Source organism: Pseudomonas sp. PS01301 (genome assembly GCF_029960215.1).
In the GTDB taxonomy this organism is placed as follows: Bacteria; Pseudomonadota; Gammaproteobacteria; order Pseudomonadales; family Pseudomonadaceae; genus Aquipseudomonas; species Aquipseudomonas coleopterorum.
This window is the reverse complement of sequence record NZ_JASCPM010000039.1, coordinates 1-25,337: the sequence shown is the minus strand read 5'-3', so window position 1 is coordinate 25,337 and position 25,337 is coordinate 1. Positions and strand designations below refer to the sequence as shown.

Here is a 25,337-nt window from a genome sequence, read left to right as displayed (position 1 = left end):
CGTCGTCGATCCACGAAGGCGCGCGATTTTATCAGGCTTGCCCGAACGTCACCAGCGCGGTTCGATGGTTGTCCGCATACCGGCGCCAGGTCGGCCGCAGCCAAGGGTTGCGTGGTCATGCTACATTGGGCGCCGAGATTGACCACTGAGCTTTTTGCCGATTGTACGGTCACAGCCTCAATCCGCTATCACCGTCGGGAAACGTCCATGCGTCTGCGCCACTACCTGCTAGCCACCTGCATCACCTTGTCGAGCGTGCCGCTTCACGCCGAAACCATCAGCAACCTGTATCAGGTACGCGAGCCCGTGGCCAGCCAGACGCCCGAGGAACGTACCCAGGCTACCCAGCGAGCGTTGGAGACCCTGGTGCTGCGCCTGACCGGCGATGCCAAGGCGATTGCCAACCCCGGCCTGGCCAGCGTGCGCCAGGATCCGCAGCAGATCATCAGCCAGTACGGCTACGATGCCGGCCCACCGGAGTCGCTGCAGGTCGATTTCGACATTGCCAGTACCGATAATGCCCTGCGCTCGGCCGGCCTGCCGACATGGGGCAGCAACCGCCCTTCGATCCTGGGCTGGTGGTTGAGCGACAGCGTAGAGGGCAGCAGCCTGGTTGGCGACGGGCAATCGGCCGCCGAGCCGCTGCGCCGTGCGGCTCAGCACCGCGGCCTGCCGTTGCGCCTGCCCCTGGCCGATCTCGGCGAGCAGGGCGTCGGCACCGCGCAGAACATCGAGGCCAGCGATCCGGCAGCATTGCGCAGCGCTTCCGAGCGCTACGGCGCCGATGCTCTGCTGGCCGTACATGCCCGTGAAGAAGAGGGCAAATGGTCGGGCACCTGGCGCCTGTGGCTGGGCAGCCAGCGTGAGCAGGGCAAGGCCGAGGGCGCGGATCAAGCGGCCCTTGCCGATGCCGTGCTCTTGGCTGTCAGCCAGCGGTTGGCCACGCGCTTCGTCGCCAAACCCGGCGCCAGCACCGAAATGACCCTGGCGGTGGAAGGCATGAACCTGGAGCGTTACGCGCAGATGGGTCGCTTGCTTGAATCCTATGGTGCGCGAGTGCGTACCGTGGACGGCGACAAGGTGGTCTATCGCGTGACCGGCAGCGCCGAACAACTGCGCGCCCAGCTGGGTCTGGCCAAAGTGCAGGAAGTGCCGTACCAGGCGCCGGTCGTACCGGTCGATGCCCAGGCCGCCCCCGGCGCACCGGTACCGGCGGCGCAACCCGCACCGGACCTGAACTTCCGCTGGTAAGTGGTCGAGAAAATGCGCCGCCGCTCTCGTGGTGCATTCGTTTCTCGCTGACTGAATCCGCTTTTCATCTCTTCTATATATAGCTGAGCTGCCTGATGACTGATATGCGCCGTTGGTTCTGGCTGGGGGCAGTGTTGCTGCTCTGCGTCTTCCTCTATGTACTGCACCCGATTCTCTCGCCATTCCTGGTGGGTATCCTGCTGGCCTATCTGGCCGATCCATTGGTCGACAAGCTGGAGAAATGGAAGCTGTCGCGGACCTGGGGTGTGGTGGTGGTGTTCGCTCTGTTCACCCTGCTGTTAGTGCTGGCGCTGCTGGTGGTGATCCCCATGCTCGCCAAGCAGCTCGTCAGCCTGTACCAGATGGCTCCGCAGATGCTCGACTGGCTGCAGCACACGGCCCTGCCGTGGGTGCAAACCCGATTGGGTCTGGCCGAAGGCTTCTGGAAATTCGACCAGATCAAGGCTGCCATCAGCAGCCATATGGGGCAGACCACCGACGTGGTCGGGGTGATCCTGTCCCAGGCCACTGCCTCCGGGCTGGCGCTGATGGCCTGGCTGGCCAACTTCGTGCTGATCCCGGTGGTGGCGTTCTACCTGCTGCGCGACTGGGACCTGATGATGGCTAAGATCCGCAGCCTGCTCCCGCGTCAGCGCGAAGGGCAGATCGTACGCCTGGCGGGCGAGTGTCACGAGGTGCTCGGCGCGTTCGTGCGCGGGCAGTTGCTGGTGATGTTGGCCCTGGGCGTGATCTATGCCACCGGGTTGATGCTGGTGGGCCTGCAACTGGGCCTGTTGATCGGAGTCGTGGCGGGGCTCGCGGCCATCGTGCCGTACATGGGCTTCGTCATCGGCATCGGGTCGGCGATCATCGCCGGGCTGTTCCAGTTCGGTCTGGATCCTTTCCACCTGATTGCCATCGTGGCCGTGTTCATGATTGGCCAAGCGCTCGAAGGCATGGTGCTGACGCCCCTGCTGGTGGGCGATCGCATCGGCCTGCATCCGGTGGCGGTGATCTTCGCCATCCTGGCCGGCGGCGAGCTGTTCGGTTTCACCGGTGTGCTGCTGGCCTTGCCGGTGGCGGCGGTGATCATGGTGTTGGTACGGCACATGCACGACCTGTACAAGGAATCGGACATCTATGCCGGGTCCGAGGATCCGGACCTCTGAACGCGACTGGCCGCCGGGGCCTTCAGAGGCCCCGGTAAACCGTTGATTTATCAAGCAGTGTTGCGCATTGTGCGGCTGCTCGGGCAGGTATAGACTTTGCACACTTCACATTGAGGCCCGTTGCAGCTCGATCCCAGAGCTGTTCAGCCAGCATGAAACCGATTCAGCTGCCCCTAGGTGTGCGTCTGCGGGATGACGCGACCTTCATCAATTACTACCCAGGCGCCAATGCCGCGGCACTCGGCTACGTCGAGCGCCTGTGCGAAGCCGAGGCCGGGTGGACCGAAAGTCTGATCTACCTGTGGGGCAAGCATGGGGTAGGGCGCACCCATTTGTTGCACGCTGCCTGCCTGCGCTTCGAGCAACTGGGCGAACCGGCGGTCTACCTGCCCCTGGCCGAGTTGCTCGATCGCGGCGTGGGCATTCTCGATGACCTGGCCCAGTACGAGCTGGTCTGCCTGGATGACCTGCAAGTGGTGGCCGGCAAGCCGGAATGGGAAGAGGCCCTGTTCCACCTGTTCAACCGCCTGCGCGACAGCGGCCGCCGCTTGCTGATCGCCGCCTCCCACTCGCCTCGCGAACTGCCGGTGAAGCTCGCCGACCTCAAGTCCCGCCTGACCCTGGCCTTGATCTTCCAGATGCGTCCGCTGTCCGACGAGGACAAACTGCGCGCCCTGCAATTGCGTGCGTCGCGTCGCGGTCTGCACCTGACCGACGAGGTCGGTCATTTCATCCTCACCCGTGGCACGCGAAGCATGAGCGCGCTGTTCGACCTCCTGGAGCGTCTCGATCAGGCCTCGCTGCAGGCGCAGCGCAAGCTGACCATCCCCTTCCTCAAAGAAACGCTGGGCTGGTAGTCGAGCGACTCGATTCAACCGCTCTATGACCTGTTTCATGGATGTTCCATTCGGTTCTAACGGAACTTGCACACCTGGTTTATCTGTATACCTGTCCAGTCCCAGTGATGGCTATGTGCGACCATTTATCGCCCAATGATTCCGGGGATTTTGGGCCATTACCGTGCAAACGCCCCTACGCCGGGCTGCAAAACGGGGCGTTAGATGTCAGCATAATTCTCCGGAGTCACATTTCGTTCGATTGAATTTGCAAATAATCGCCAGACGGGTATAGTCGCCACTTCTCAACTATTCCTTGTCACGGTCGTGCCCATGCTCAATCGCTTAGCACCCCTCGTGCCCATCGCACTGTTGACCCTTCTGGTCGGTTGCGCGGCGCAAGCCCCGGTCTCCCAGCAGCAGGTCCTGGACCCGGTCACCGCCGTCCAGCCGCATCAATCCCCCTCGAAGGCCTCGCTGGTTTTCGAAGACGAAATCGCCACCGAAGACGAACTGGCCCAGTTCGACGGCAGCAAGGCCTACAGCCTGCCGATCCTGGCCGACAGCATCCTGGAACGTGGCAAATCCCTGATCGGCACCCGCTACCGTTTCGGTGGCACCGACAAGGCGTCCGGTTTCGATTGCAGCGGTTTCATCGGTTATCTGTTTCGCGAAGAGGCGGGCATGAACCTGCCGCGATCGACTCGCGAAATGATCAACGTCAAGGCGCCTCTGGTCGCACGCAACAAGCTCAAGCCGGGTGATCTGCTGTTCTTCAGCACCAACGGCCGCGGTCGTGTCAGCCATGCCGGTATCTACCTGGGCGATGACCAGTTCATCCACTCCAGCAGCCGCCGCAGCGGTGGTGTACGAGTCGACAGCCTGGGCGACAGCTACTGGAGCAAGACCTTCATCGAGGCCAAGCGGGCCTTGGCCATGGCGCCTGCCACGATGATCTCCAGCAAATAACAGACGCAGCGCAACAAAGCGGCGGTGAGGTGAAAACCTCAGCGCCGTTTGTGTTTTCGGGTAATGAATCTAGTCTATTACGGCAGTTGGCTCAGGATGGTTCGGTACATGTCTACCCAGGCACGCGTGTTCGCTTCAATCGCAATGGCCGCCATCCTCGCCGGGTGCGCCAGCGCGCCTCCGGCCAAGGTGGTGAGGCCCAAGGTCATCAACCCGATCGTCAAGAACCCGAACAACGACATGGTCGGCGCTGCCGACGACGTGCTGTTTCGGGCATTGGGATTAGTAGGTACACCGTACCGCTGGGGGGGTAATACACCCGACTCGGGCTTCGACTGCAGCGGCCTGATCAGCTTCGTCTACCGCGACGCCGCCGGTATCGCGTTGCCGCGCTCGACTCGGGAAATGATCGTCATGCGCTCCCCCGATGTCGACCAGTCCCACCTGCAGTCCGGTGACCTGGTTTTCTTCGCCACCAGCGGCGGCTCGCAGGTCAGCCACGCGGGGATCTATGTGGGTGAGGGACGTTTCGTGCACGCACCGTCGAGTGGCGGTACGGTCAAGCTCGATTGCCTGAACAAGCCCTATTGGCAGAAAGCCTACCTCAACGCCAAGCGGGTGCTACAACCAGGCCAGTTGGCCCGCAACCCGTGACGGCAACAGGGCGAGTGTCCTCGCCCTGTTAAAGCCATATCACTTGGCGGCAGTGACTCGCCAGATCTTGTTGCCCACATCGTCTGCAACCAGTACTCCACCCTTGTGATCGGGCAATACCGCGACCGGGCGACCCATGGCCTTCTCGTCTGAATTGAGAAAGCCGCTCAGCAGATCGATCGGTTGACCGCTCGGCTTGCCGTCCACGAACGGTACGAACACCACCTTGTAACCACTGTGCGGCTTGCGGTTCCAGGAACCATGCTGGCCGATCAGGGCGCCGGTGGTGAAAGGTGCGGGCAAGCCACTGCCGTCGGCGAAACTCAGGCCCAGCGAAGCGGTGTGCGGGCCGACTGCGTAATCGGGAGCAATGGCCTTGGCCACCAGTTCAGGGTTCTGCGGCTCGACACGCACATCTACGTGCTGACCGTAGTAACTGTAGGGCCAGCCATAGAAGCCACCGTCCTTGACCGAGGTGATGTAGTCGGGCACCAGGTCGCTGCCGATTTCGTCACGTTCGTTCACGGCTGTCCACAGCTTGCCGGTCTTCGGTTCCCAGGCCATGCCGTTGGGGTTGCGCAAGCCGGAGGCGAAGATACGGTGCTGGCCGGTGGCAGCGTCCACTTCCCAGATCGCTGCACGACCCTGTTCCTGCTCCATGCCGTTTTCGCCAACGTTGCTGTTCGAGCCGACGGTGACGTAGAGCTTCTTGCCGTCGGGGCTGGCAATGACATTCTTGGTCCAGTGGTGGTTGAGCGTGCCGCCCGGCAGGTCGACGACTTTCTCGCCCGCGCCGCTGATCGAGGTGGCGCCGTCGATGTACTTGAAGCGCAGCAGCTTGTCCGTGTCCGCCACATAGAAGTCGTTGCCGACCAGGGTCATGCCGAAGGGCGAGTTGAGGTTGGCGATGAAGACCGTGCGGGTTTCGGCCACACCGTCACCGTCCTTGTCGCGCAACAGGGAAATCCGGTTGGCGCTGGGCACGCCCGCGCCGGCGCGGCTCATCACCTTCTCCATGACGAAGCCACGGATGCCTTTGCTGTCGTCCGGCTTGGCCGGGGAGTTGGTTTCAGCCACCAGCACGTCTCCGTTGGGCAGCACGTAGAGCCAGCGGGGGTGGTCCAGGTCCGCGGCGAAGGCGGCTACTTGAGTACCGGGCGCCGCTGTGGGCTTGCCCCCTTCGGCCCAGCCTACGGCCGGTGCGATGTTGACGGTGGGGATCAGGGTCTTGTTGGGCTCGGGCAGTTTGGGCGAGGGCCCGGTCCCGTCGCTGACCTGCAACGATGACGTTTCACCACAGGCGGCGAGGCCGGCTGCCAGCAGGATCAATGTAGCGAGGCGGGTCTTGTGCATGGTCGGGCTCTCTGAGGTTTTGTTCACACAGGGTAGAGGCACCGGGCCTGGGCAAGGTTCAACCGCGTTGTCCGTCAGCAGCGGTGGTGGATCAATTGACGCTCCGGGCGCAACCCTCTAACCTGCGCGGCTGTTCCAGGTGCTCGGCGATCAGGCGATCGACCCGGGTGAAACAGGGAAGCCGGTGCGCAGCGTTTACGCGCAATGCCGGCGCTGCCCCCGCAACGGTAGACGAGTCAAGGCTGCACACGATGCCACTGAAGCGATTCGGGAAGGCGTGTCGCCTGGGTGTACAGACCCCGCTCGTGAGCCCGGAGACCGGCCTGGTGCACTTTTTACGGCTCGTTGCAGAACCTGCGTTCATCCCACGATGGCGTGGGCCTGGGGCGTGCCCTGATCCATCTTCTGTCGCGCGGGGAGAGCGGCATTGACGTTCACTGTCCGGCCAGTCGGCCACGGTGTCGCGTCGATGCCGCCTGCGCGCAGGTGTAGCGGAGAGCCACCATGAACGAAACAGCCGAGCGCGACGCCCGTCACCTGGCGCGTATGCTGCGCAAGAAAGCCGTGATCGACGAACGCATCGCCAACTCCCCCAACCAATGTGGCTTGCTGCTGGTGCTCAGCGGTAACGGCAAGGGCAAGAGCAGCTCGGCCTTCGGCATGCTCGCGCGGGCCATGGGTCACGACTTGCAGTGCGGCGTGGTGCAGTTCATCAAGGGGCGCAACAGCACCGGCGAGGAGCTGTTCTTCCGGCGCTTTCCCGAGCAGGTGCGCTACCACGTGATGGGCGAAGGTTTCACCTGGGAAACCCAGGATCGCCAGCGTGACATCGCGGCCGCCGAAGCGGCCTGGGAAGTCTCCAGGCAACTGCTGCGCGATCCAGCCATTGGCCTGGTAGTGCTCGACGAACTCAATATCGCGCTCAAGCACGGGTATCTCGATCTGGACACGGTGCTGAGCGATCTGCAGGCGCGTCCCCCCATGCAGCATGTGATCGTCACCGGCCGTGGCGCCAAGCCCGAGCTGATCGAGCTGGCCGACACGGTGACCGAAATGGGCATGATCAAGCACGCTTTCCAGGCCGGCATCCGTGCCCAGAAGGGCATCGAGCTATGACCGAACCGCGCCAGTGCCCGGCGGTGCTGATCGCCGCGCCGGCCTCCGGGCAGGGCAAGACCACCGTCACCGCCGCTCTGGCGCGCCTGCATCGCAATCAGGGCCGCCGCGTGCGGGTGTTCAAGTGCGGCCCGGATTTCCTCGATCCGATGATCCTGGCCAGGGCCAGCGGCGCTCCGGTCTATCAATTGGACATGTGGATGGTCGGCGAGCAGGACAGCCGGCGGCTGCTGTGGGAAGCGGCCGAGGAAGCCGACATTATCCTCATCGAGGGCGTCATGGGGCTGTTCGACGGTACACCCTCGAGCGCTGACCTGGCGCGCCATTTCGGTGTTCCGGTGCTGGCGGTGATCGACGGCACGGCCATGGCGCAGACTTTCGGCGCCCTGGCACTGGGTCTGGCCTGTTACCAGCCTGACCTGCCGTTTGCCGGGGTCCTGGCCAACCGTGTCGGCACCGTGCGCCATGCGCAGTTGCTCGAAGGCAGCCTGACCCAGGGGCTGCGCTGGTACGGCGCCTTGTCCCGGGAAACCGGGATCGAATTGCCCAGCCGCCATCTGGGGTTGGTGCAGGCCAGCGAGCTCAACGATCTGGATACCCGTCTGGATGCCGCGGCTGCGGCCCTTGCGCAGACGTGCCAGGTGGCCTTGCCGCCCGCGGTCACGTTCGCCGTCCCGGTCGAACACCCAGTTGCGCGCCTCCTCGACGGCGTGCGCATCGCCGTGGCCCGCGATGCCGCTTTCGCCTTCGTCTATGACGCCAGCCTCGATGTACTACGCGACATGGGCGCCGAGCTGGTGTTCTTCTCGCCGCTGCACGATGCGCACCTGCCCGCGTGCGACAGCCTTTACCTGCCCGGCGGCTACCCGGAGCTGCATCACTTGGCGCTCGCCGCCAATACTTCGATGCTCACCGACATTCGTGCCCATCACGCAGCGGACAAACCGCTGTTGGCCGAATGCGGCGGCATGCTTTACCTGCTCGACGCGCTGACCGATGTCGACGGCGCCCGCGCCGAGCTGCTGGGGTTGCTGCCGGGCGAGGCGGTCATGCAGAAACGCCTGGCCGCCCTCGCGTTGCAGGCGGTCGAGCTGCCTGAGGGCGTCCTGCGCGGGCACACCTACCACCATTCGCTGACCAGTACCGAACTGCAGCCGATCGCGCGTGGCGTGAGCCCCAATGGCGGTCGGGGCGCCGAGGCGGTTTACCGCCAGGGGCGGATGACGGCCTCCTACGTGCATTTCTATTTCCCGTCCAATCCGGCGGCGGTGGCCGGGCTGTTCGCCCCCGCTGATAGCGCGCGTGCAACCGAGCATCGGGACGCGTCATGAACCAGCCCTACAGCGACAGCGAGCGCGCCGCCATCTACCGTGTCATTGCCGAACGCCGCGACATGCGCCACTTCATCGGCGGCAGCGTGCCTCCCGCGCTGCTCGCCCGCTTACTGGCGGCTGCCCATCAAGGGCCCAGTGTCGGGCTGATGCAACCGTGGCGCTTTGTCCGCATCAGCGACCGGGCCTTGCGCGGCCGCATCCAGGCCCTGGTCGAGGAGGAGCGGCTTCGCACCGCGCAGGCCATGGGCGAGCGCTCCGACCAGTTCATGCAACTCAAGGTCGAGGGCATCAATGACTGCGCCGAGGTGCTGGTAGCCGCGCTGATGGACGATCGCGAGCGCCATGTGTTCGGCCGCCGGACCTTGCCGGAAATGGACCTGGCCTCGGTCTCCTGCGCCATCCAGAACCTGTGGCTGGCCGCACGCGCCGAAGGCCTGGGCATGGGTTGGGTATCGCTGTTCGATCCCCAGGCCCTGGCCGAGGTGCTGGGCATGCCCGCCGGGGCCAAGCCGGTGGCGGTGCTGTGCCTGGGGCCGGTCGAGCAATTCTACGAAGCGCCCATGCTGGAACTGCAGGGCTGGGCAGCAGGCCAGCCACTCGAACAGATGCTGTACGAAAACCAGTGGGGAACATCGTTGTGAGTATTGCGTTGATGACGGTCGCCGGGGTGGCGCTCGATGCCCTGCTGGGCGAGCCGCGCAAGCACCATCCGCTGGTGGCTTTCGGCCGTCTGGCCAATCGCATCGAAACACGCTTCAACCGCGCCGGCCGTGGCTGGCGCAGCCACGGCGTCACCGCCTGGTTCCTGGCTGTGGTGCCCTTGACCCTGCTGACCACGGTGCTGTCCTGGCTGCCGCTGGTGGGCTGGCTGGTCGAGATTTTCGCGCTGTACCTGGCGCTGGGCATGCGCAGCCTGGGTGAGCACGTGATGCCCGTAGCCCAGGCGCTGCGCAGCGACGACCTGGACGCTGCGCGTCAGCGGGTCGGCTACCTGGTCAGCCGCCAGACCGAAGCGCTCGACGCCGAAGCGGTGGCCCGCGCCGGTACCGAATCGGTGCTGGAAAACGGCAGTGACGCCGTGTTCGCGGCCATCTTCTGGTTCGTCGTGGCCGGCGCCCCTGGGGTCGTTCTCTACCGGCTGAGCAATACGCTGGACGCCATGTGGGGCTATCGCAACGAACGTTTCGAACGCTTTGGCTGGGCCGCGGCGCGAATCGACGACGTGCTCAACTACATTCCGGCGCGCCTGGTCGCGCTCACCTACGCGGTCCTGGGCAAGACCCGCCTGGCCCTGCGTTGCTGGCGCCAACAGGCACCGCAGTGGGACAGCCCCAACGCCGGCCCGGTGATGGCGGCGGGCGCCGGCGCGCTCGGTGTGCAACTCGGTGGCCCGGCGATCTACCACGGCGAACTGCATGAGCGCGCCGTGCTGGGCGAAGGCGTGCCGGCCGATGCCGACGCCATCGAGCGCGGTTGGAACCTGGTCCGGCACGGCGTCTGGCTATGGCTGCTGGTACTGTGCCTGGGAGGCTTGATCGATGCTTGAACACGGAGGGCGCTTGCGCCAGGCAGTGCTCGATTACGGCATTGCCGAAGCGGACTGGGTCGACCTGTCCACCGGTATTGCCCCCTGGGCGTTCCCCATTCCCGACATCGCACTCCGTGCCTGGGCCCGGCTGCCGGAAAACGACGACGGCCTGGAAGACGCTGCACGCGGCTATTACGGTTTCCAGCACGTGCTGCCGGTGCCGGGTTCGCAGGCGGCGATCCAGACACTGCCACGCCTGCGTCGCAGCGGTCGGGTAGGGGTGCTGTCGCCGTGTTACGCCGAACACGCCGAAGGCTGGCGCCAGGCCGGGCATGTGGTGCGGGAACTCAACGAAGAGGAAGTCGAGCACTTCATCGACAGCCTCGACGTGCTGGTTGTGGTCAACCCGAACAACCCGACCGGGCGGTTGCTGTCCACCGAGCGGCTGTTGGCCTGGAACGCCCGGTTGAACTGTCGCGGCGGGTGGCTGGTGGTCGACGAGGCCTTCATGGACAACACGCCGCAGGGCAGTCTGGCAAGGCACGGTGTTCAGCCCGGACTGATCGTGCTGCGCTCGTTCGGCAAGTTCTTCGGCCTGGCAGGCGTGCGCCTGGGCTTTGTCCTGGGCGAGCCGCGCCTGCTGCGGTCGCTGGCCGACCTGATCGGGCCCTGGGCCGTCAGCGGTCCGACACGACGATTGGGCCAGGCGTGCCTGCTCGACGAGGCTGCACAGCGTGCCCAGATTGCCCGCAGCGCGCAGGCCAGTGAGCGCCTGCTGCGGTGCCTGCAACATCACGGCCTGGCGCCTCAGGGCGGCTGCGCGCTGTTCCAGTCGGTATCGTGCGCGCAGGCCGAGCACCTGCAGGGGTTTCTGGCCCAGCGTGGCATTCTGGTGCGGCTGTTCAAACAGGACTGTCGCCTGCGCTTCGGCCTGCCCGCCGACGAGGCTGACTGGGCGCGACTCGATGCTGCCCTGAGCGACTATCGGGAGCACTTGGCATGAGCACATTGATGGTCCAGGGCACGACGTCCGATGCCGGCAAAAGCACCCTGGTCACCGCGCTGTGCCGCTGGCTGACCCGCCAGGGTGTCGCCGTGGTGCCGTTCAAGCCGCAGAACATGGCCCTCAACAGCGCGGTGACCGCCGACGGCGGCGAGATCGGTCGCGCCCAGGCCGTGCAGGCCCAGGCCGCGTACCTTGAGCCGCACACCGACATGAACCCGGTGTTGCTCAAGCCCAACAGCGACACCGGTGCCCAGGTGATCATTCATGGCCGTGCCGTGACCACCATGAACGCGGTCGCCTATCATGACTACAAGGCCATCGCCATGCAGGCGGTACTGGCGTCGCACCAGCGTTTGAGCGACACGTACGATGTGGTGATGGTCGAAGGCGCCGGGTCGCCGGCCGAGATCAACCTGCGCGCCGGCGATATCGCCAACATGGGCTTTGCCGAAGCGGTCGACTGCCCGGTGCTGCTGATCGCCGACATCAACCGTGGCGGCGTCTTCGCCCATCTGGTCGGCACCCTGGAATTGCTGTCGCCCAGTGAGCAGGCACGAGTGCAGGGCTTCATCATCAATCGCTTTCGTGGCGACATCGCCTTGCTCCAACCTGGCCTGGATTGGCTGGAGGCCCGCACCGGCAAGCCGGTGATCGGTGTGCTGCCCTACGTCATGGACCTGCACCTGGAAGCCGAAGACGGCCTGGATCGGCGTCAGTCGGGCAAGGCCGACACCGTGCTCAAGGTGATCGTGCCGGTGCTGCCACGCATCAGCAACCACACCGATTTCGATCCGCTGCGCCTGCACCCGCAGGTCGACCTGCAGTTCATCGGCGCAGGCGACGATATCCCCCCGGCTGACCTGATCATCCTGCCCGGCTCCAAGAGCGTGCGCGCCGATCTGGCGCACCTCAGGGCCCAGGGTTGGGAAGAGGCGATCAACCGTCACCTGCGTTACGGCGGCAAGGTGCTGGGGATCTGCGGCGGCCTGCAGATGCTTGGCACGCGCATCGATGACCCCTTGGGGCTCGAAGGCGCCGCCGGTTCCAGTGCAGGCCTGGGCCTGCTGGAGTTCACCACCCAATTGCATGCGGAAAAACAGTTGCGCAACGTCACTGGCCGACTGAGCCTCGAACAGGCTGCCGTCAGCGGCTACGAGATTCACGCCGGCGTCACCGTCGGCGCGGCACTTGAGCGTCCGGCCGTGCAGCTCAGTGATGGTCGGTGCGACGGCGCGATCAGCGCGGACGGGCAGATCCTGGGCACATACCTGCATGGACTGTTCGAAGCGCCGCAGTCGTCCGTGGCACTGCTGCGCTGGGCGGGGCTCGCCGACGTGCAATCGGTGGACTACCACGCGCTGCGTGAAGCGGACATCGAGCGCCTGGCCGATCTGGTCGAGCGGCATCTGGACACCGCTCGCCTGCGTGAACTGTGTAGCCTGCCCGGCGGGAGTGACTGACATGCTGCAACTGATTCTGGGTGGCGCCCGCTCGGGCAAGAGCCGCCTGGCCGAACGCCTGGCTGCCGACAGCCAGCTCGAGGTGATCTACATCGCGACCAGCCAACCGCTGGACGGCGAGCTCGACCAACGTGTGGCTTTGCACCGTGCACGTCGTCCCGATCACTGGGGGCTGGTGGAAGAGCCCTTGGCCCTGGCACAGGTGCTGCGCAGCCAGGCGCGGGCGGATCGCTGTCTGCTGGTCGATTGCCTGACCCTATGGTTGACCAACCTGCTCATGCTCGACGATGCACAGCGTCTGAACGCAGAGCGCGAGGCGCTGCTTGACACCTTATCCAGCCTGCCGGGTGAGATCCTCTTCGTGAGCAACGAAACCGGCCTGGGCGTGGTGCCCTTGGGCGAGCTGACCCGGCGCTTCGTCGACGAGGCCGGCCTGCTGCACCAGGCGCTGGCCGAACGTTGCGAGCGAGTGGTGTTCACCGTGGCCGGCCTCCCCATGATACTGAAAGGACCTGCGTTATGAACTCAGCCTGGTGGCTGCAAACTGCCCGTGCACCCGATGCGAACGTTCATCGCCAAGCGCTGGAGCGTCAGCAGCAGTTGACCAAGCCAGCCGGCTCGCTGGGCGCGCTCGAGCAGGCCGCAGTGCAACTGGCGGCGCTGCAAGGTCGACTCAAACCTTCGGTCGAACAGGTCTGGATCACGGTGTTCGCTGCCGATCACGGCATCGTCGCCGAGGGTGTCTCACCCTATCCGCAGGAAGTCACCGCGCAGATGGTGCACAACTTCGTCAATGGTGGGGCGGCCATCAGCGTATTGGCCCGTCGCCTGGCGGCGCGCCTGGAAGTCGTGGACCTGGGGACCGCCACGCCACTCAACGACTTGCCCGGCGTGCAGCATGTACGCATCGCCGCCGGTACGCGCAATTTCATCGAAGCTCCAGCGATGAGCTTCGAGCAAGGCCTGCAGGCACTGCAGGCCGGTCGCGACAGCGTGTTGCGAGCCAAGGCCGGCGGCAGCGAACTGTTCATCGGCGGTGAAATGGGCATCGGCAACACGACGTCCGCCACCGCCCTGGCCTGTGCGTCCCTGGCGTGCGCGGTGGCCGACCTGGCAGGGCCGGGCACGGGCCTGGACGCTGTCGGTGTAACGCACAAGGTGCAGGTCATCGAACGGGCCTTGCAGGTTCACGCCGACTTGCCCGACGAGCCCCTGCAACGCTTGTTCTGCTTCGGCGGCTTCGAAGTCGCCGCGCTGGTCGGCGCCTACCTGGCCTGTGCTCAGGAGGACATGGTGGTCCTGGTCGACGGCTTCATCTGCAGCGTCGCTGCGCTGGTGGCGGTGCAGTTGAATCCGTCCATTCGGCCTTGGCTGCTGTTCGCGCACAACGGTGCCGAGCCGGGCCATCGTCACGTACTCGCGGCGCTCGACGGGCAACCGTTGTTGCAGCTTGGCTTGCGCCTGGGTGAGGGCAGCGGTGCGGCACTGGCGGTGCCGCTGTTGCGCCTGGCGTGCGACCTGCACGGGCAGATGGCGACCTTCGCCGAAGCCGCCGTAGCGGACCGCCCGGCATGACCCTGCACCTGGACCTGCTGCGCCATGGCGAAACCGAGATCGGCGGCTTTCGCGGCAGCCTCGACGATGCCCTGACCGAACGCGGCTGGGCGCAGTTGCATGCGGCAGTCGCCGAGCGCTCCGGCTGGGACCGGATCGTCAGCTCGCCACTGCAGCGCTGCGCACGCTTTGCCCAGGTGCTGGCCGAACAACGCGGGCTGCCGCTGAGCGTCGACGCCGGTTTGCAAGAGCTGCACTTCGGTGCCTGGGAAGGGCTGAGTGCAGCGCAGTTGATGCAGACCGATGAAGCCGGCCTGGGCCTGTTCTGGAACGATCCCTATGCGTTCACACCGCCCGACGGCGAGCCCATGCTGGATTTCTCCGCGCGCATCCATGCCGCGTTGAGCAGGCTGCACCTGCAGTATCCGGGCGAGCGGTTGCTGCTGGTGGTGCACGGTGGAGTCATGCGCCTGCTGCTGGCCGAAGCGCGCGGGCTGCCACGCGAACAGCTGCTCCAGGTCGAGGTCGGCCACGGTGCCTTGTTCAGCGTGACGATGGCGGCCGACGGCCGCTTGAGCGAGCGGTCCTGAGCATGCTGCCCTTCTGGATCGCCCTGCAGTTTCTGAGCAGTCTGCCAGTGCGCTTGCCTGGCATGCCCAGTGCCCAGGCGTCGGGCCGTTCGCTGTTGTTCTATCCGGCCGTGGGGTTGCTGTTTGGCGCACTCTTGTGGGCTGCCAACGCTCTGCTCGCTGGAACGCCGATACTTCTGCATGCGGCGTTGCTGCTGACGCTGTGGGTGGTGCTCAGCGGCGGTCTGCACCTGGACGGGCTGGCGGACAGCGCCGATGCCTGGCTGGGTGGATTCGGCGACCGCGAACGCACCTTGCTGATCATGAAGGACCCGCGCAGCGGACCCATGGCCGTGGTCACCCTGGTGCTGGTGCTGCTGCTCAAGTTCTGCGCGCTGCTGGCCTTGCTCGAACAGGGCCAGCAGGCCGCTCTGGTCCTGGCTCCGGTGCTGGCGCGAGCCGCCATGCTCGGCCTGTTCATGAGCACGCCGTACGTGCGTGCCGGTGGGCTGGGCCAGGCGTTGGCCGACCACTTGCCACGCCGTGCCGGGCGTTGGGTATTGGGCGCTGTCGCGATCGCCAGTCTAGGGTTCTGCGGGCTCTGGATCAGCCTGTTGGTGCTGGTGGGCTTTTGGGCATTGCGGCGCCAGATGATCCGGCGCCTGGGTGGCACCACGGGTGACACCGCCGGTGCCATGCTCGAATTGCTTGAACTGCTGGTGCTGCTCGTCGCCGCGCTGTAGACATCACCCTCCATGGCCGTGCACGGGATGCTGCCTGTCAGCGCTGAACAGGCATACAATCGGGCAGCCTGTCCCTTCCTGCCCGGAGCACACAATAATGACATCGGTATGGCGTACCAGCGGCTGGGTGCTGCTCGGCGCAGCCTTGATCCTCGCCCTGTCCCTGGGCATCCGTCACGGCTTCGGCCTGTTCCTGGCGCCCATGAGCGCAGAGTTCGGCTGGGGGCGAGGCGTCTTCGCCCTGGCCATTGCCCTGCAGAACCTGATCTGGGGGCTGGCCCAGCCCTTCGCCGGCGCCTTGGCTGACCGCTTCGGCGCCGGGCGAGTGGTGGCGCTGGGTGGCGTGCTCTATGCGGTCGGCCTGGGCTGCATGGGCCTGGCCGATTCCGAGCTGAGCCTGACCCTCAGCGCAGGTCTGCTGATCGGTCTGGGGCTTTCCGGCACGTCCTTCTCGGTGATCCTGGGGGTGGTCGGGCGAGCCCTGCCAGCCGAGCACCGCAGCATGGGCATGGGCGTTGCCAGCGCGGCCGGCTCGTTTGGCCAGTTCGCGATGCTGCCGGGCACCCTCGGCCTCATCAGTTGGCTGGGCTGGTCCGCGGCCTTGCTGGTGATGGGCGTGCTGGTAGCGTTCATCGTGCCGCTGGTGCGCTTGCTCAAGGACCGACCACTGCCGAGCCAGGGTCCTGAGCAGACCCTGGGCCAGGCGCTGCGCGAAGCCTGCAGTCACTCGGGCTTCTGGCTGTTGGCGCTGGGCTTTTTCGTCTGTGGTTTCCAGGTGGTGTTCATCGGCGTGCACCTGCCTTCCTATCTGGTCGATCAGCACCTTCCCGCGAGCGTGGGCACCACCGTGCTCGCGCTCATCGGCCTGTTCAACATTGTCGGCACCTACACCGCCGGCTGGCTGGGCGGTCGCATGTCCAAACCGCGATTGCTCACCGCGTTGTACCTGCTGCGTGCCGTGGTGATCGTGCTGTTTCTGTGGTTCCCGGTGACCACCTTCAGCGCCTGTCTGTTCGGCATGGCGATGGGCTTGCTCTGGCTGTCCACGGTTCCCTTGACCAATGGCACGGTGGCGACCCTGTTCGGCGTGCGCAACCTGTCGATGCTCGGTGGGATCGTGTTTCTCTTTCACCAGTTGGGGGCGTTTCTCGGCGGCTGGCTGGGCGGTCTGGTGTACGACCAGACCGGCAGCTATGACCTGGTCTGGCAATTGTCGATTGCCCTGAGCCTGCTTGCAGGAGCGCTCAATTGGCCGGTGCGCGAGCGGCCGGTTGCACGGCTGCAAGCGCAGGGTGCGACAGCATGAACAGGTGGCGAAGTCTGCAACTGGCTGTGGCGGCCGTCCTGCTGGGGCTGGTTGGGTTGGCGTGGTGGGGCTGGCAGCAGGGCGGTCTGGCCTTGCTGCAGTTGAACATGAGCCTGTGCTGAGCCTGAACATGAAAAAGCCCCGAACGTGTCGGGGCTTTTGCTGTGAACCGATCGATCAGAAGCGATAGGTCACGGAAGTGCCGAAGCCATGTGCGCTGTTCTCGTACTTGGCCTGGTAGGCACCCTTGGTGGCGCTGACCAGATTGATCTTCGTGTCTTCTTCCTTCAGGTAGGAATAGGCGAAGTCGAAGGTCAGGTCGTCGGTCGGGCTCCATCCAGCACCAAAGCTGAGAATGGCGCGATCACCCGTCGGGATGCGTGGCGAGCGGTTGGTGTTGTTGGTCGGCGACTGGTCAACCGAGAACCCTGTGCGCAACGTCCACTGCTTGTTCAGCTTATAGGCGGCGCCCACGGCATGGGACCAGGTGTCATGCCAGTTCTGCTCTTCGGTGATGGTGCCGATCGAGGGACGCAGCAGTGCAGGCACGCCGTCGTTTTCGACCGAAATTTCCTTCAAGCGACTCCAGCGTGTCCAGGTGCTGCCTGCGTAAAGGGTCCAGTCCTGGTTGAGCTCGTGGGTGACCGAGAAGTCCACCGACTCAGGCGTGTCGATGTCCAGCGAGGCGTCGTACTTGCTGCCGTTGAACGGCCCGAAACCCGAACCTTCGACCTTGGTATGGCCATCGAGCTTGTACTTGACCTTGGAGTGGTAGGTCAGGCCCAGGCGGGTGTCGTCAGTGGCCTGCACGAGCACGCCGACGTTGAAGCCCACGGCGGTGTCGTCGCCCTTGATCTTGACTTCGCCGTCGTTGCGGCCGGGTGTGGCGCGGTTCAGCGTGGCCGACGTCAGCTCGCCTTCGAGGCGGTTGATGGTCGGGCCGAAGCCGATCGAGACGCGGTCGTTGAAGGCATAGCTGATGGTGGGCTGCAGGGTGACGACGGCCACATGGCTTTTGTCAGCCCAGTAGCGGCCAGCGAAGCCGCTTTCATAGTCGGTGACCAGGCCGAACGGGGCGTAGAGGCCCAGACCGACGGTCCAGTTGTCATCCAGCGGCTTGACGTAGTAGCCCATCGGGACGCCAACGAACGGCACCATGTCGCCGTCGTTGCTGCCGCCGAAGGTCCCGCGTCCGCTGAGGTCGGTCTTGGCGACGATGGCTGCGGCGCCGACGCTGACCTGCTCACGCTTGATACGCGACATGCCGGCCGGGTTGCCATAGACGGTGCTGGCGTCTTCGGCGGATGACGAGCGCCCGGCGAAGCCGGTGCCCATGCCGCTGATGCTTTGTTCGTTGAGGGCGAAGCCGGCAGCGAAGAGTTGGCCGGATGCCAGAGTGACAGCGAGGCCGAGAGTGGTCTTGAGCATTAGTCTTTTCATTGTTTTAACTCTAGGGGGGCACTGAGGCGCAAGCTACCAACATTTTGATCGCAACGCTATAGCCTGAAACACTCCGGCTAGAGCGGTTTTGTAGGACAATCCGACCAGATTTCGCGAGCGTTCAAATCCGTTCTGCATGCTGCCTGTGCCTGTGGTGCCCGTGTTGCGGGCACGAACGGGCATCTGGCAGGTCAGGTCGAGCCGTCTAGACCGGTCACTTGGGGTTGCATTCAGGAAAAAAGAACTGACGTCAGAATTACGCCGGACCCGACCTTCGGTTCCACAAAGGGTTCAATCCAAGACAGGTGTGCGGTAACTTGTGTTTACAGTTGGTCGTCACAAATGGCCGCAATGCCATGCGTCGAAGGTCAAATCGCGGGCAAGAAAAAGCCCCGGATGTCGGGGCTTTTCGTGCGTCGCCGCAGCGATCAGGCAACCAGTGCCTGACGGGTGCGTTCGATCACGGCCTGCAGCGGTTCTGCACTGGAATACTGTTCCGGGTACAGACGCTCGCTGTGACGGGCAATGCCGTGCTCGTTGACGATGGTGAAGCTGAAGCAGCCTTTGCGCGCTGCCATGATCAGGCAGTTCATCGGAGCGAAGGCGTGGGTGAGGGTGCGGATAGCATCCTGGGTCTGGATATGAGTCATGTTGTTGTGTGTTCCTGCAATGGTCACGACTTGGAGCCATGATCGATAAAAACGTTCCAGTGACGCGGGCCTTTTGGCCGGGCGAAGAACCTGTCTGGAACAAGACAGCCAGGGAACAGCGCCGCTTTGATATGGCTGTTGGACTGACTGGTAGGTACTTAGGAGGGCAGGCAACATTCCGGGCTGAGGTTCGTGGCCCTGGAAGCAGATCCTGATCAATCGTAGGTTGGTCGGGGCAGAGTAATTCGCTTGATGCCGGGCTTGTTCGCAAGTCGGGGGGCGTTACCTGGAGACCATCATGTTGGTCGATCCCGTGTGAACAGGGTGGTCGACCTGAATTGACTTTCAGCTTGGTACTAACGGGTCGAAGACTATCGCAGCCAGCGCAGAGTACGCAAGCTCTTTTGCAAAAAAATGCACTATGGCGCCGATGCAGATGCAAACGAAGCGTTGAGGGCCGCCTGTGTACGAAGATGTGTCTACAGGGCCTGCCAATCGCTCATGGATCATGGCTACTCGTTATCAGTCGCTTAAGTCAATGAAAAAAAACGTCTTTTCGAGTTGGTGAAAAAATCGACAGTTTGACTTCAGGCCCCATTCCATACGGGTTTGCGAGGGGCGGGGGGGTGTTGTCCACTGACTTATCCACAGCTTCTGTGGATTGTCCCGACGGCCCGCTCTAGCTCGGGATCAGCTCGCCTTAGAGCAACAACATTTGCCGTGAACGCCTAAACCCTGGCGAGATATCGCCGATAACGTGCACATGACCCTGATGCCGGTGCCCTATGTTCAACAATAAACTCAAACAGCAACTCAGCGCCCAGGCCGACGAACTGGTGGAGCTGCGCCAACTGGTCGCCGGCATGACGAATGAAATGCTCAGCCTCGACATCGATACGTCGCTGCGCATCATCGCCTGCAATGAATTGTTCGCCACCACCCTGGGCTATACCGAGGCGCAGCTGGTGGGCCGGTTGATGACCGAGCTGGTTCCCAGTTACGTGACCAAGCTGCCTTGCTACAACAACTTCCGCTCGGCGGTGGCAGCGGGTACGTCGGTGTCCGACAACTATCGCTACCTCAAGGCCGATGGCAGCCTGGTCTGGGTCAACGCCCACTGGAAACCCATCAGAAACGCGGCGGGTGTGCTCATGCACATCAAGTGCTTTGCAACCGATGTCACCCAGAGCATGGAGAAGGCCGCGGAAAACGCCTCGTTCATCGACGCCTTGCTGCGCTCCACGGCGGTGATCGAATTCGATCTGAAAGGCAACGTGCTGTCGGCCAACGATCAGTTCATGCGTGGCATGGGCTATAACCTGGCGCAGGTGCAAGGCAAACACCATCGCATGTTCTGTCACAGCGAGGATACCAACTCCCCGAGCTACGGCGAGTTCTGGGCGAGCCTCAACCGCGGCGAGTTCATGGCCGGACGCTTCAAGCGCCTGGACAGCATGGGTCGCACCATCTGGCTGGAAGCGACCTACAACCCGGTCTACGACACCGAGGGCAAGCTCTACAAGGTGGTCAAATTTGCCACCGTGGTCACCGATCAGGTCGAGCGCGAGGCCGAAGTCAACCAGGCGGCGCAGACCGCCTACGATATCTCGCGCAGTACCGACACCAGCGCACAGCGGGGCGCGGTGGTGGTGACCGATACGGTGCAGACCATGCGCAAGATCGCCGACGACATGCAGTCGGCGGCAAGCGGTGTGGAGGCGCTGGGCAAGCAGTCGCTGCTGATCAGCTCGATCATCCAGACCATCAGCAGCATCGCGCAGCAGACCAACCTGCTGGCCTTGAACGCTGCCATCGAAGCGGCCCGTGCCGGCGAGCAGGGGCGCGGGTTCGCCGTGGTGGCCGATGAAGTCCGGCAGTTGGCGGGTCGCACCAGCACCGCGACCGACGAGATCGCCGCGGTGGTTCAGCAGAACCAGGCGCTGGTCGATGGCACGGTACGCGACATGGCCAACAGCAGGCTGCAGGCCGAGCAGGGCGTTCAGCTGGCCGGGCAGGCCGGTGACGTGATCGTCGAAATCCAGGATGGGGCAAAAAAAGTGGTGGAGGCGGTCGCTCGATTCACCAACCTCTGACGGCCTGTACGGCGCCTTCGCGGCGGTTGTATTAGAATGGGCGACGTTCATTCAGCGAAGGTAATCGATATGACAGTCCAGACCGAAACCGCTCTGCTGGCGGGTGGCTGCTTCTGGGGCATGCAGGACCTGATTCGTCGTTATCCAGGCGTCCTGAAAACGCGGGTCGGGTACAGCGGGGGCGATGTGCCCAACGCCACCTACCGCAACCATGGCACTCACGCTGAAGCCATCGAGATCGTTTTCGATCCCAGCGTGATCAGCTACCGCCAGATCCTCGAGTTTTTCTTCCAGATCCATGACCCGTCCACTGCCAACCGCCAAGGCAACGATGTGGGCCTGAGCTACCGTTCGGCAATCTTCTACACCAGTGAAGAACAGCAGCGTGTGGCGCTGGAGACCATCGCCGATGTCGACGCCTCGGATCTGTGGCCCGGCAAGGTCGTGACCGAACTGGCCCCGGCGGGTGATTTCTGGGAAGCCGAGCCCGAGCATCAGGACTACCTTGAGCGTATTCCCAACGGCTACACCTGTCATTTCATACGGCCGAACTGGAAGCTTCCTGCGCGCGGCTGAGCGGTAAACCTGCAAAGTTAGACATATCCAGAAATAATTCCCCGACCTTGGTGCGCGCCAGGGCGGGGCGTTTGTTGTCGCAAGCCTCTTCGATGTTCTCCCTCCCTATGTAGACCACAGCCGCTGTGCTCTTCAGGCCTTGTACCTGCTATCTCTTCGCGGGTTTCCCAGCCTGTTTCCGTTATCAGTAGCGAGCTTCGACTGCAAACGCGTGCGTATGGCATGCGCGAATTCATGTCAGCTGACATGAATTACCATTTACATTTTTTTTACATTTGCATAGCCTTGCCGCGCTTCCGCATTCAACGCGGTTTCGCACACAAGTTTGCGAGGTCTCCTACAGCCCGCATTCGAGTCTTCGCCCGGGGGGGGCAGACCGCCTTGTGTGGGTTCCTGAGGTCATGCCATGAATCAATTTCCGTTGCGCCCCATTGCGCTCTGCATTTCTCTGTCCATCGCCGGCCTGGCCCAGGCAGCACCCATCGCGGCGAATTCGCCTGCACAGCCATTGGCTGAAGCACCGACGGACACTGCTGCAAGCGGTGCGGCCATCGAGCTGGGCGCGACAGCGGTGTCGGCCACCAGCAGTTCCATTGCCGGCACGAGCACCACTGAGCACTCCGGTTCCTACACCACCGGCAGCATGAGCACCGCGACCAAGCTGCCGCTGTCGATCCGTGAAACGCCACAGTCGGTCAGCGTCATCACTCGCCAGCGCATCGAAGATCAAGGGCTGAACGACGTCAACGACGTGGTCAAGTACGCACCTGGCGTCACCCTGCGAAAGTTCGGCGGCGACCGTCAGCAGTTCCTGGCGCGTGGTTTCACCATCGACAACCTCATGTACGACGGCTTGCCGACCATCCTCAGCACGTTCACTCAGGACACGTTGGCTGAGGCTGACCTGGCGATATATGACCACGTTGAGGTTGTACGGGGAGCGACCGGCTTGATGACCGGCTCCGGCAGTCCCTCAGCCACGCTGAACCTGGTGCGCAAGCGCCCGACAGCCACTCCGCAGGTGAGCATCACGACCAGCGCCGGCAGTTGGGATCGTTATCGCACAGAGGTGGATGCATCGAACAAGCTGAATGACTCCGGTACCGTTCGCGGTCGAGTGGTGGCGGCTTATCAGGATGACAAGAGCTTTATCGATGAGCGCGACAAGCAGCGCCAGACCTTCTACGGTGTCCTTGAAGCTGATCTGAGCGACTCGACCACGTGGACCATCGGCGCGTCGAAACAGCGCGACGATGCCACCTCGGACTGGGGCAGCCTGCCGTCCGGCTACAACGGTGAATACCTCGGCCTGCCGCGCTCGACCTTTCTCAGCGGCGACTGGGCCTACTGGGATCGCGACAACGTCAGCGTTTTTACCGACCTGACCCATCGTTTCGACAATGGTTGGAACGCCCGTCTGGCCGGCTCGAAGATCTGGGCCGAGTCCAACACGTTCTCCAATTACCTGAGCTTTCCCTATCCCTACCTGGGCTCGGGCTACGAGCAAGGCGCCGGTCAGTACGACACCACCGATACCCAGACCAACCTGGACGGCTCGCTGTCCGGCCCGTTCCAGCTGTTTGGTCGCGAGCACGAATTGAGTGTCGGGGTGAGCCATCGCCAGGAGAAGTTCGACCAGACCGGTGGTTACTGGGCTGGGTATCCAGTGGATCCCTACAACATCCGTCCCGAGCTGGTGCCCAAGCCTTCAAGGGCCGATCGGTCTCCCTATGCCAGCAAAAATACGGCCACCGAAGACGCTGCCTACGCCGTTGCGCGCTTCAATCCGATCGATCCCCTGCACATCATCGTCGGCAGTCGGTTGAGCTGGTATGACTACAATAACCGGACCGGTCCAGGCGACTACAAGGTGACTCAGGAAGTCACGCCATACGCGGGCGTGATCTACGACCTCAATGACACCTACTCGGTGTATGCGAGTTATACCGAAATCTTCAAACCACAGACCGAGCAGGACAGTGGCGGCTCGGTACTGGATCCGATGACCGGCAAGAGCTATGAGATCGGACTCAAGGGCGAGTACTTCGACGGAGCCTTGAACGCTTCCTTCGCATTGTTCGACATGACTCAGGAGAAGCGGGCCTACCTGCTCACCAACCAGAACGCATCCAATTGCGCGACGTTTCCTGCGACCAGTTGCTACGGTTCGGCCGGCGAAGTACGCAGCCGCGGCATCGACACGGAAATCACCGGCGCGCTTACGCCGAACTGGCAATTCTCGGCTGCCTATACGCTCATCCTCAGTCAATACGTCAAGGATGCTGTCGAGCGGAACGAGGGCCGCAAGTTCGCGCCCGATCAGCCCAAGCATCTGTTCAAGGCGGCCACCAGTTACAACTTCGAGGGTAACCTGAACAAATTGCGCATTGGTGCGGATGTCATCGCCCAGAGCGATACCTTCAATCGGGTCGGCAGTGGCTATGCCACTCAGGATTCGTATGCTGTGGTTGGTTTGATGGCGGGCTATCAGTTCGACGAGCACTGGGACGGTCGCGTCAATTTCAACAACGTTTTCGATGAGAAGTACTGGCAGGGCATACCGACAGGTTCGGGGAGCGGTACCTATGGCGATCCGCGCAACGTGATGTTCTCGTTGAAGTGGTCCCTGTAGAGACGATTGCCCTCATGGGCCTGAAATAGGCCCATGGTTTGGATGCCGGTGCTTCAAGCGCAATCCGGGACATTCGTGAAAACACTCCTCATCATCGGCATCGGTGCCGGTCATCCCGAACACATCACCGTCCAGGCCGCCTGTGCGCTGGCGCGGGTCGATGTGTTCTTCCTGTTGGACAAGGGCGAGCACAAGGGCAAGCTCAATGCCCTGCGTCGCGACATTCTGGAACGTCACACAACGCCTGGCGCGTATCGAGTGGTCGAGGTGCTTCAGCCCGAGCGTCCGGCCGGCTCGGATTATCGGGCGTCGGTGGATGTTCTGAACACGCGCAAGCGCGCGGTCTTCGAGCAACTGCTGGACGACGAAGTGGCCGATGGCGAGTGCGCCGGGGTGCTGGTGTGGGGCGATCCGTCGCTGTATGACAGTACGTTGCGTATCGTCGAGGCGATTGCTGCCGACGGGGTGCGGGCGCTGGACTATGAAGTGTTCCCCGGCGTGACCAGCGTTCAGGCGCTGACGGCGGCGCATCGGATCACCCTCAACAGCATTGCCGGCGCGGTGCAGATCACCACGGGGCGGCGTCTGGCGGGGGGGATGCCCCATGGGGTCGATACGGTGGTGGTGATGCTCGATGCGCAGGACGGCTTCCTGGCCTTGCTCGGGCAGGATCTGGACATCTATTGGGGCGCTTATGTGGGAACCGAGGATGAAGTGCTGCTGAGCGGACGGCTCGATGACGTGGCCGAGGCGATCGTCCAGGCGCGGCAGGAGGCGCGGCGTCGGCATGGGTGGATCATGGACAGTTATCTGCTCAGGCGGCGTACCTGACACTCCGCGGCGCAGCCGGACGCGGCTCGCGCCGCTGCTACAGGGGTTGTGTGGTGTGAGGGGTCTGTAGCAGCGGTGCAAGCCGCGTCGGCGGACAAGGTGATCTGTCTGACACTCCGCGGCGCAGCCAGACGCGGCTCGCGCCGCTGCTTGTATGTTGTGCCCGCACTCGGCAAGAATCATTATTCTTGCTCGTGTACTCACAAAAATGTGTTTCTGGGGGATGCCGATCGCTGCTTAAGGCAGGACTTGCTCCTGACCTCGTCT

The 25,337-nt window shown here is 63.6% G+C and carries 24 protein-coding genes and 1 riboswitch; of the genes, 21 read left to right on the top strand and 3 right to left on the bottom strand.

The features are described from left to right. The first annotated feature begins 207 nt into the window (after positions 1-207). The 5 genes from QMX89_RS17840 to QMX89_RS17820 all read left to right on the top strand — a co-directional run bounded on the left by QMX89_RS17840 (position 208) and on the right by QMX89_RS17820 (position 4,879). Positions 208-1,251 (top strand): DUF2066 domain-containing protein, encoded by a 1,044-nt coding sequence (locus tag QMX89_RS17840; protein WP_282349243.1) that lies wholly within the window; start codon positions 208-210, stop codon positions 1,249-1,251. 95 nt (positions 1,252-1,346) lie between these two features. After that, positions 1,347-2,420, top strand: a complete 1,074-nt coding sequence (locus QMX89_RS17835) for an AI-2E family transporter (protein ID WP_049859061.1) — start codon at positions 1,347-1,349, stop codon at positions 2,418-2,420. A 152-nt stretch (positions 2,421-2,572) separates the two neighbouring features. Further along, a complete protein-coding gene (gene hda / locus QMX89_RS17830; RefSeq protein WP_049859062.1) occupies positions 2,573-3,277 on the top strand; it encodes a DnaA regulatory inactivator Hda in 705 nt (234 codons plus the stop codon). A 312-nt stretch (positions 3,278-3,589) separates the two neighbouring features. Beyond that, complete coding sequence (locus tag QMX89_RS17825) at positions 3,590-4,225, top strand: NlpC/P60 family protein (RefSeq protein WP_049859063.1); 636 nt, start codon at positions 3,590-3,592, stop codon at positions 4,223-4,225. Positions 4,226-4,333: 108 nt separating this feature from the next. Beyond that, positions 4,334-4,879: a C40 family peptidase gene (locus tag QMX89_RS17820; RefSeq protein WP_282349242.1), complete on the top strand. Its 546-nt coding sequence runs from the start codon at positions 4,334-4,336 to the stop codon at positions 4,877-4,879. 39 nt (positions 4,880-4,918) lie between these two features. Here QMX89_RS17820 and QMX89_RS17815 read toward each other — a convergent pair whose 3' ends face one another. Beyond that, positions 4,919-6,232 carry a sorbosone dehydrogenase family protein gene (locus QMX89_RS17815; protein WP_282349240.1) on the bottom strand — a complete coding sequence of 438 codons (1,314 nt, stop codon included), beginning with the start codon at positions 6,230-6,232 and terminating at the stop codon, positions 4,919-4,921. A gap of 120 nt (positions 6,233-6,352) precedes the next feature. Then, a riboswitch (cobalamin riboswitch) is annotated at positions 6,353-6,574 on the top strand. A gap of 162 nt (positions 6,575-6,736) precedes the next feature. On the opposite strand from QMX89_RS17815, the gene cobO reads away from it, so the two are divergent. The 12 genes from cobO (at position 6,737) to QMX89_RS17755 (ending at position 16,970) form a co-directional block, all read left to right on the top strand. Continuing rightward, positions 6,737-7,348: a cob(I)yrinic acid a,c-diamide adenosyltransferase gene (cobO, locus tag QMX89_RS17810; protein WP_049859066.1), complete on the top strand. Its 612-nt coding sequence runs from the start codon at positions 6,737-6,739 to the stop codon at positions 7,346-7,348. Further along, the gene (locus QMX89_RS17805) at positions 7,345-8,679 is read left to right on the top strand and encodes a cobyrinate a,c-diamide synthase (RefSeq protein ID WP_282349237.1); all 1,335 of its coding nucleotides are present in this window, start codon (positions 7,345-7,347) and stop codon (positions 8,677-8,679) included. The genes cobO and QMX89_RS17805 overlap by 4 nt, the downstream gene beginning before the upstream one ends. Continuing rightward, entirely contained in the window at positions 8,676-9,323 is a 648-nt protein-coding gene (gene bluB / locus QMX89_RS17800; protein WP_090357253.1) for a 5,6-dimethylbenzimidazole synthase, read from the top strand. Before QMX89_RS17805 ends, bluB begins: the two co-directional genes overlap by 4 nt. After that, complete coding sequence (gene cbiB / locus QMX89_RS17795) at positions 9,320-10,228, top strand: adenosylcobinamide-phosphate synthase CbiB (protein ID WP_282349236.1); 909 nt, start codon at positions 9,320-9,322, stop codon at positions 10,226-10,228. Before bluB ends, cbiB begins: the two co-directional genes overlap by 4 nt. Continuing rightward, the gene (gene cobD, locus QMX89_RS17790) at positions 10,221-11,213 is read left to right on the top strand and encodes a threonine-phosphate decarboxylase CobD (protein WP_282349234.1); all 993 of its coding nucleotides are present in this window, start codon (positions 10,221-10,223) and stop codon (positions 11,211-11,213) included. The genes cbiB and cobD overlap by 8 nt, the downstream gene beginning before the upstream one ends. Beyond that, positions 11,210-12,676 (top strand): cobyric acid synthase, encoded by a 1,467-nt coding sequence (locus QMX89_RS17785; protein ID WP_282349232.1) that lies wholly within the window; start codon positions 11,210-11,212, stop codon positions 12,674-12,676. Before cobD ends, QMX89_RS17785 begins: the two co-directional genes overlap by 4 nt. A gap of 1 nt (position 12,677) precedes the next feature. Then, entirely contained in the window at positions 12,678-13,199 is a 522-nt protein-coding gene (gene cobU, locus QMX89_RS17780; protein WP_049859072.1) for a bifunctional adenosylcobinamide kinase/adenosylcobinamide-phosphate guanylyltransferase, read from the top strand. Continuing rightward, entirely contained in the window at positions 13,196-14,251 is a 1,056-nt protein-coding gene (gene cobT, locus QMX89_RS17775; protein ID WP_282349230.1) for a nicotinate-nucleotide--dimethylbenzimidazole phosphoribosyltransferase, read from the top strand. Before cobU ends, cobT begins: the two co-directional genes overlap by 4 nt. Next, on the top strand, positions 14,248-14,820 hold the full coding sequence (gene cobC / locus QMX89_RS17770) for an alpha-ribazole phosphatase family protein (protein WP_282349228.1): 573 nt from the start codon (positions 14,248-14,250) through the stop codon (positions 14,818-14,820). Before cobT ends, cobC begins: the two co-directional genes overlap by 4 nt. A gap of 2 nt (positions 14,821-14,822) precedes the next feature. After that, positions 14,823-15,542, top strand: a complete 720-nt coding sequence (locus tag QMX89_RS17765) for an adenosylcobinamide-GDP ribazoletransferase (protein WP_282349226.1) — start codon at positions 14,823-14,825, stop codon at positions 15,540-15,542. A gap of 97 nt (positions 15,543-15,639) precedes the next feature. After that, positions 15,640-16,848, top strand: coding sequence for an MFS transporter (locus QMX89_RS17760; RefSeq protein WP_282349225.1), 1,209 nt, complete (start codon positions 15,640-15,642; stop codon positions 16,846-16,848). Next, positions 16,845-16,970, top strand: coding sequence for a hypothetical protein (locus QMX89_RS17755; RefSeq protein WP_282349224.1), 126 nt, complete (start codon positions 16,845-16,847; stop codon positions 16,968-16,970). Before QMX89_RS17760 ends, QMX89_RS17755 begins: the two co-directional genes overlap by 4 nt. A 55-nt stretch (positions 16,971-17,025) precedes the next feature. Here QMX89_RS17755 and QMX89_RS17750 read toward each other — a convergent pair whose 3' ends face one another. Beyond that, on the bottom strand, positions 17,026-18,288 hold the full coding sequence (locus tag QMX89_RS17750; protein ID WP_056843121.1) for an outer membrane protein transport protein: 1,263 nt from the start codon (positions 18,286-18,288) through the stop codon (positions 17,026-17,028). 428 nt (positions 18,289-18,716) lie between these two features. Next, positions 18,717-18,938 carry a hypothetical protein gene (locus QMX89_RS17745; RefSeq protein WP_049859078.1) on the bottom strand — a complete coding sequence of 74 codons (222 nt, stop codon included), beginning with the start codon at positions 18,936-18,938 and terminating at the stop codon, positions 18,717-18,719. A gap of 785 nt (positions 18,939-19,723) precedes the next feature. Between QMX89_RS17745 and QMX89_RS17740 the strand changes: the two genes are divergently transcribed. The 4 genes from QMX89_RS17740 to cobF all read left to right on the top strand — a co-directional run bounded on the left by QMX89_RS17740 (position 19,724) and on the right by cobF (position 25,070). Next, entirely contained in the window at positions 19,724-21,031 is a 1,308-nt protein-coding gene (locus tag QMX89_RS17740) for a PAS domain-containing methyl-accepting chemotaxis protein (RefSeq protein WP_282349223.1), read from the top strand. Between the two features lie 69 nt (positions 21,032-21,100). Next, positions 21,101-21,607, top strand: a complete 507-nt coding sequence (msrA, locus tag QMX89_RS17735; protein WP_134721397.1) for a peptide-methionine (S)-S-oxide reductase MsrA — start codon at positions 21,101-21,103, stop codon at positions 21,605-21,607. Between the two features lie 406 nt (positions 21,608-22,013). Further along, positions 22,014-24,239 carry a TonB-dependent siderophore receptor gene (locus QMX89_RS17730; RefSeq protein WP_282349220.1) on the top strand — a complete coding sequence of 742 codons (2,226 nt, stop codon included), beginning with the start codon at positions 22,014-22,016 and terminating at the stop codon, positions 24,237-24,239. Between the two features lie 75 nt (positions 24,240-24,314). After that, entirely contained in the window at positions 24,315-25,070 is a 756-nt protein-coding gene (gene cobF, locus QMX89_RS17725) for a precorrin-6A synthase (deacetylating) (protein ID WP_282349219.1), read from the top strand. Positions 25,071-25,337 lie beyond the last annotated feature (267 nt).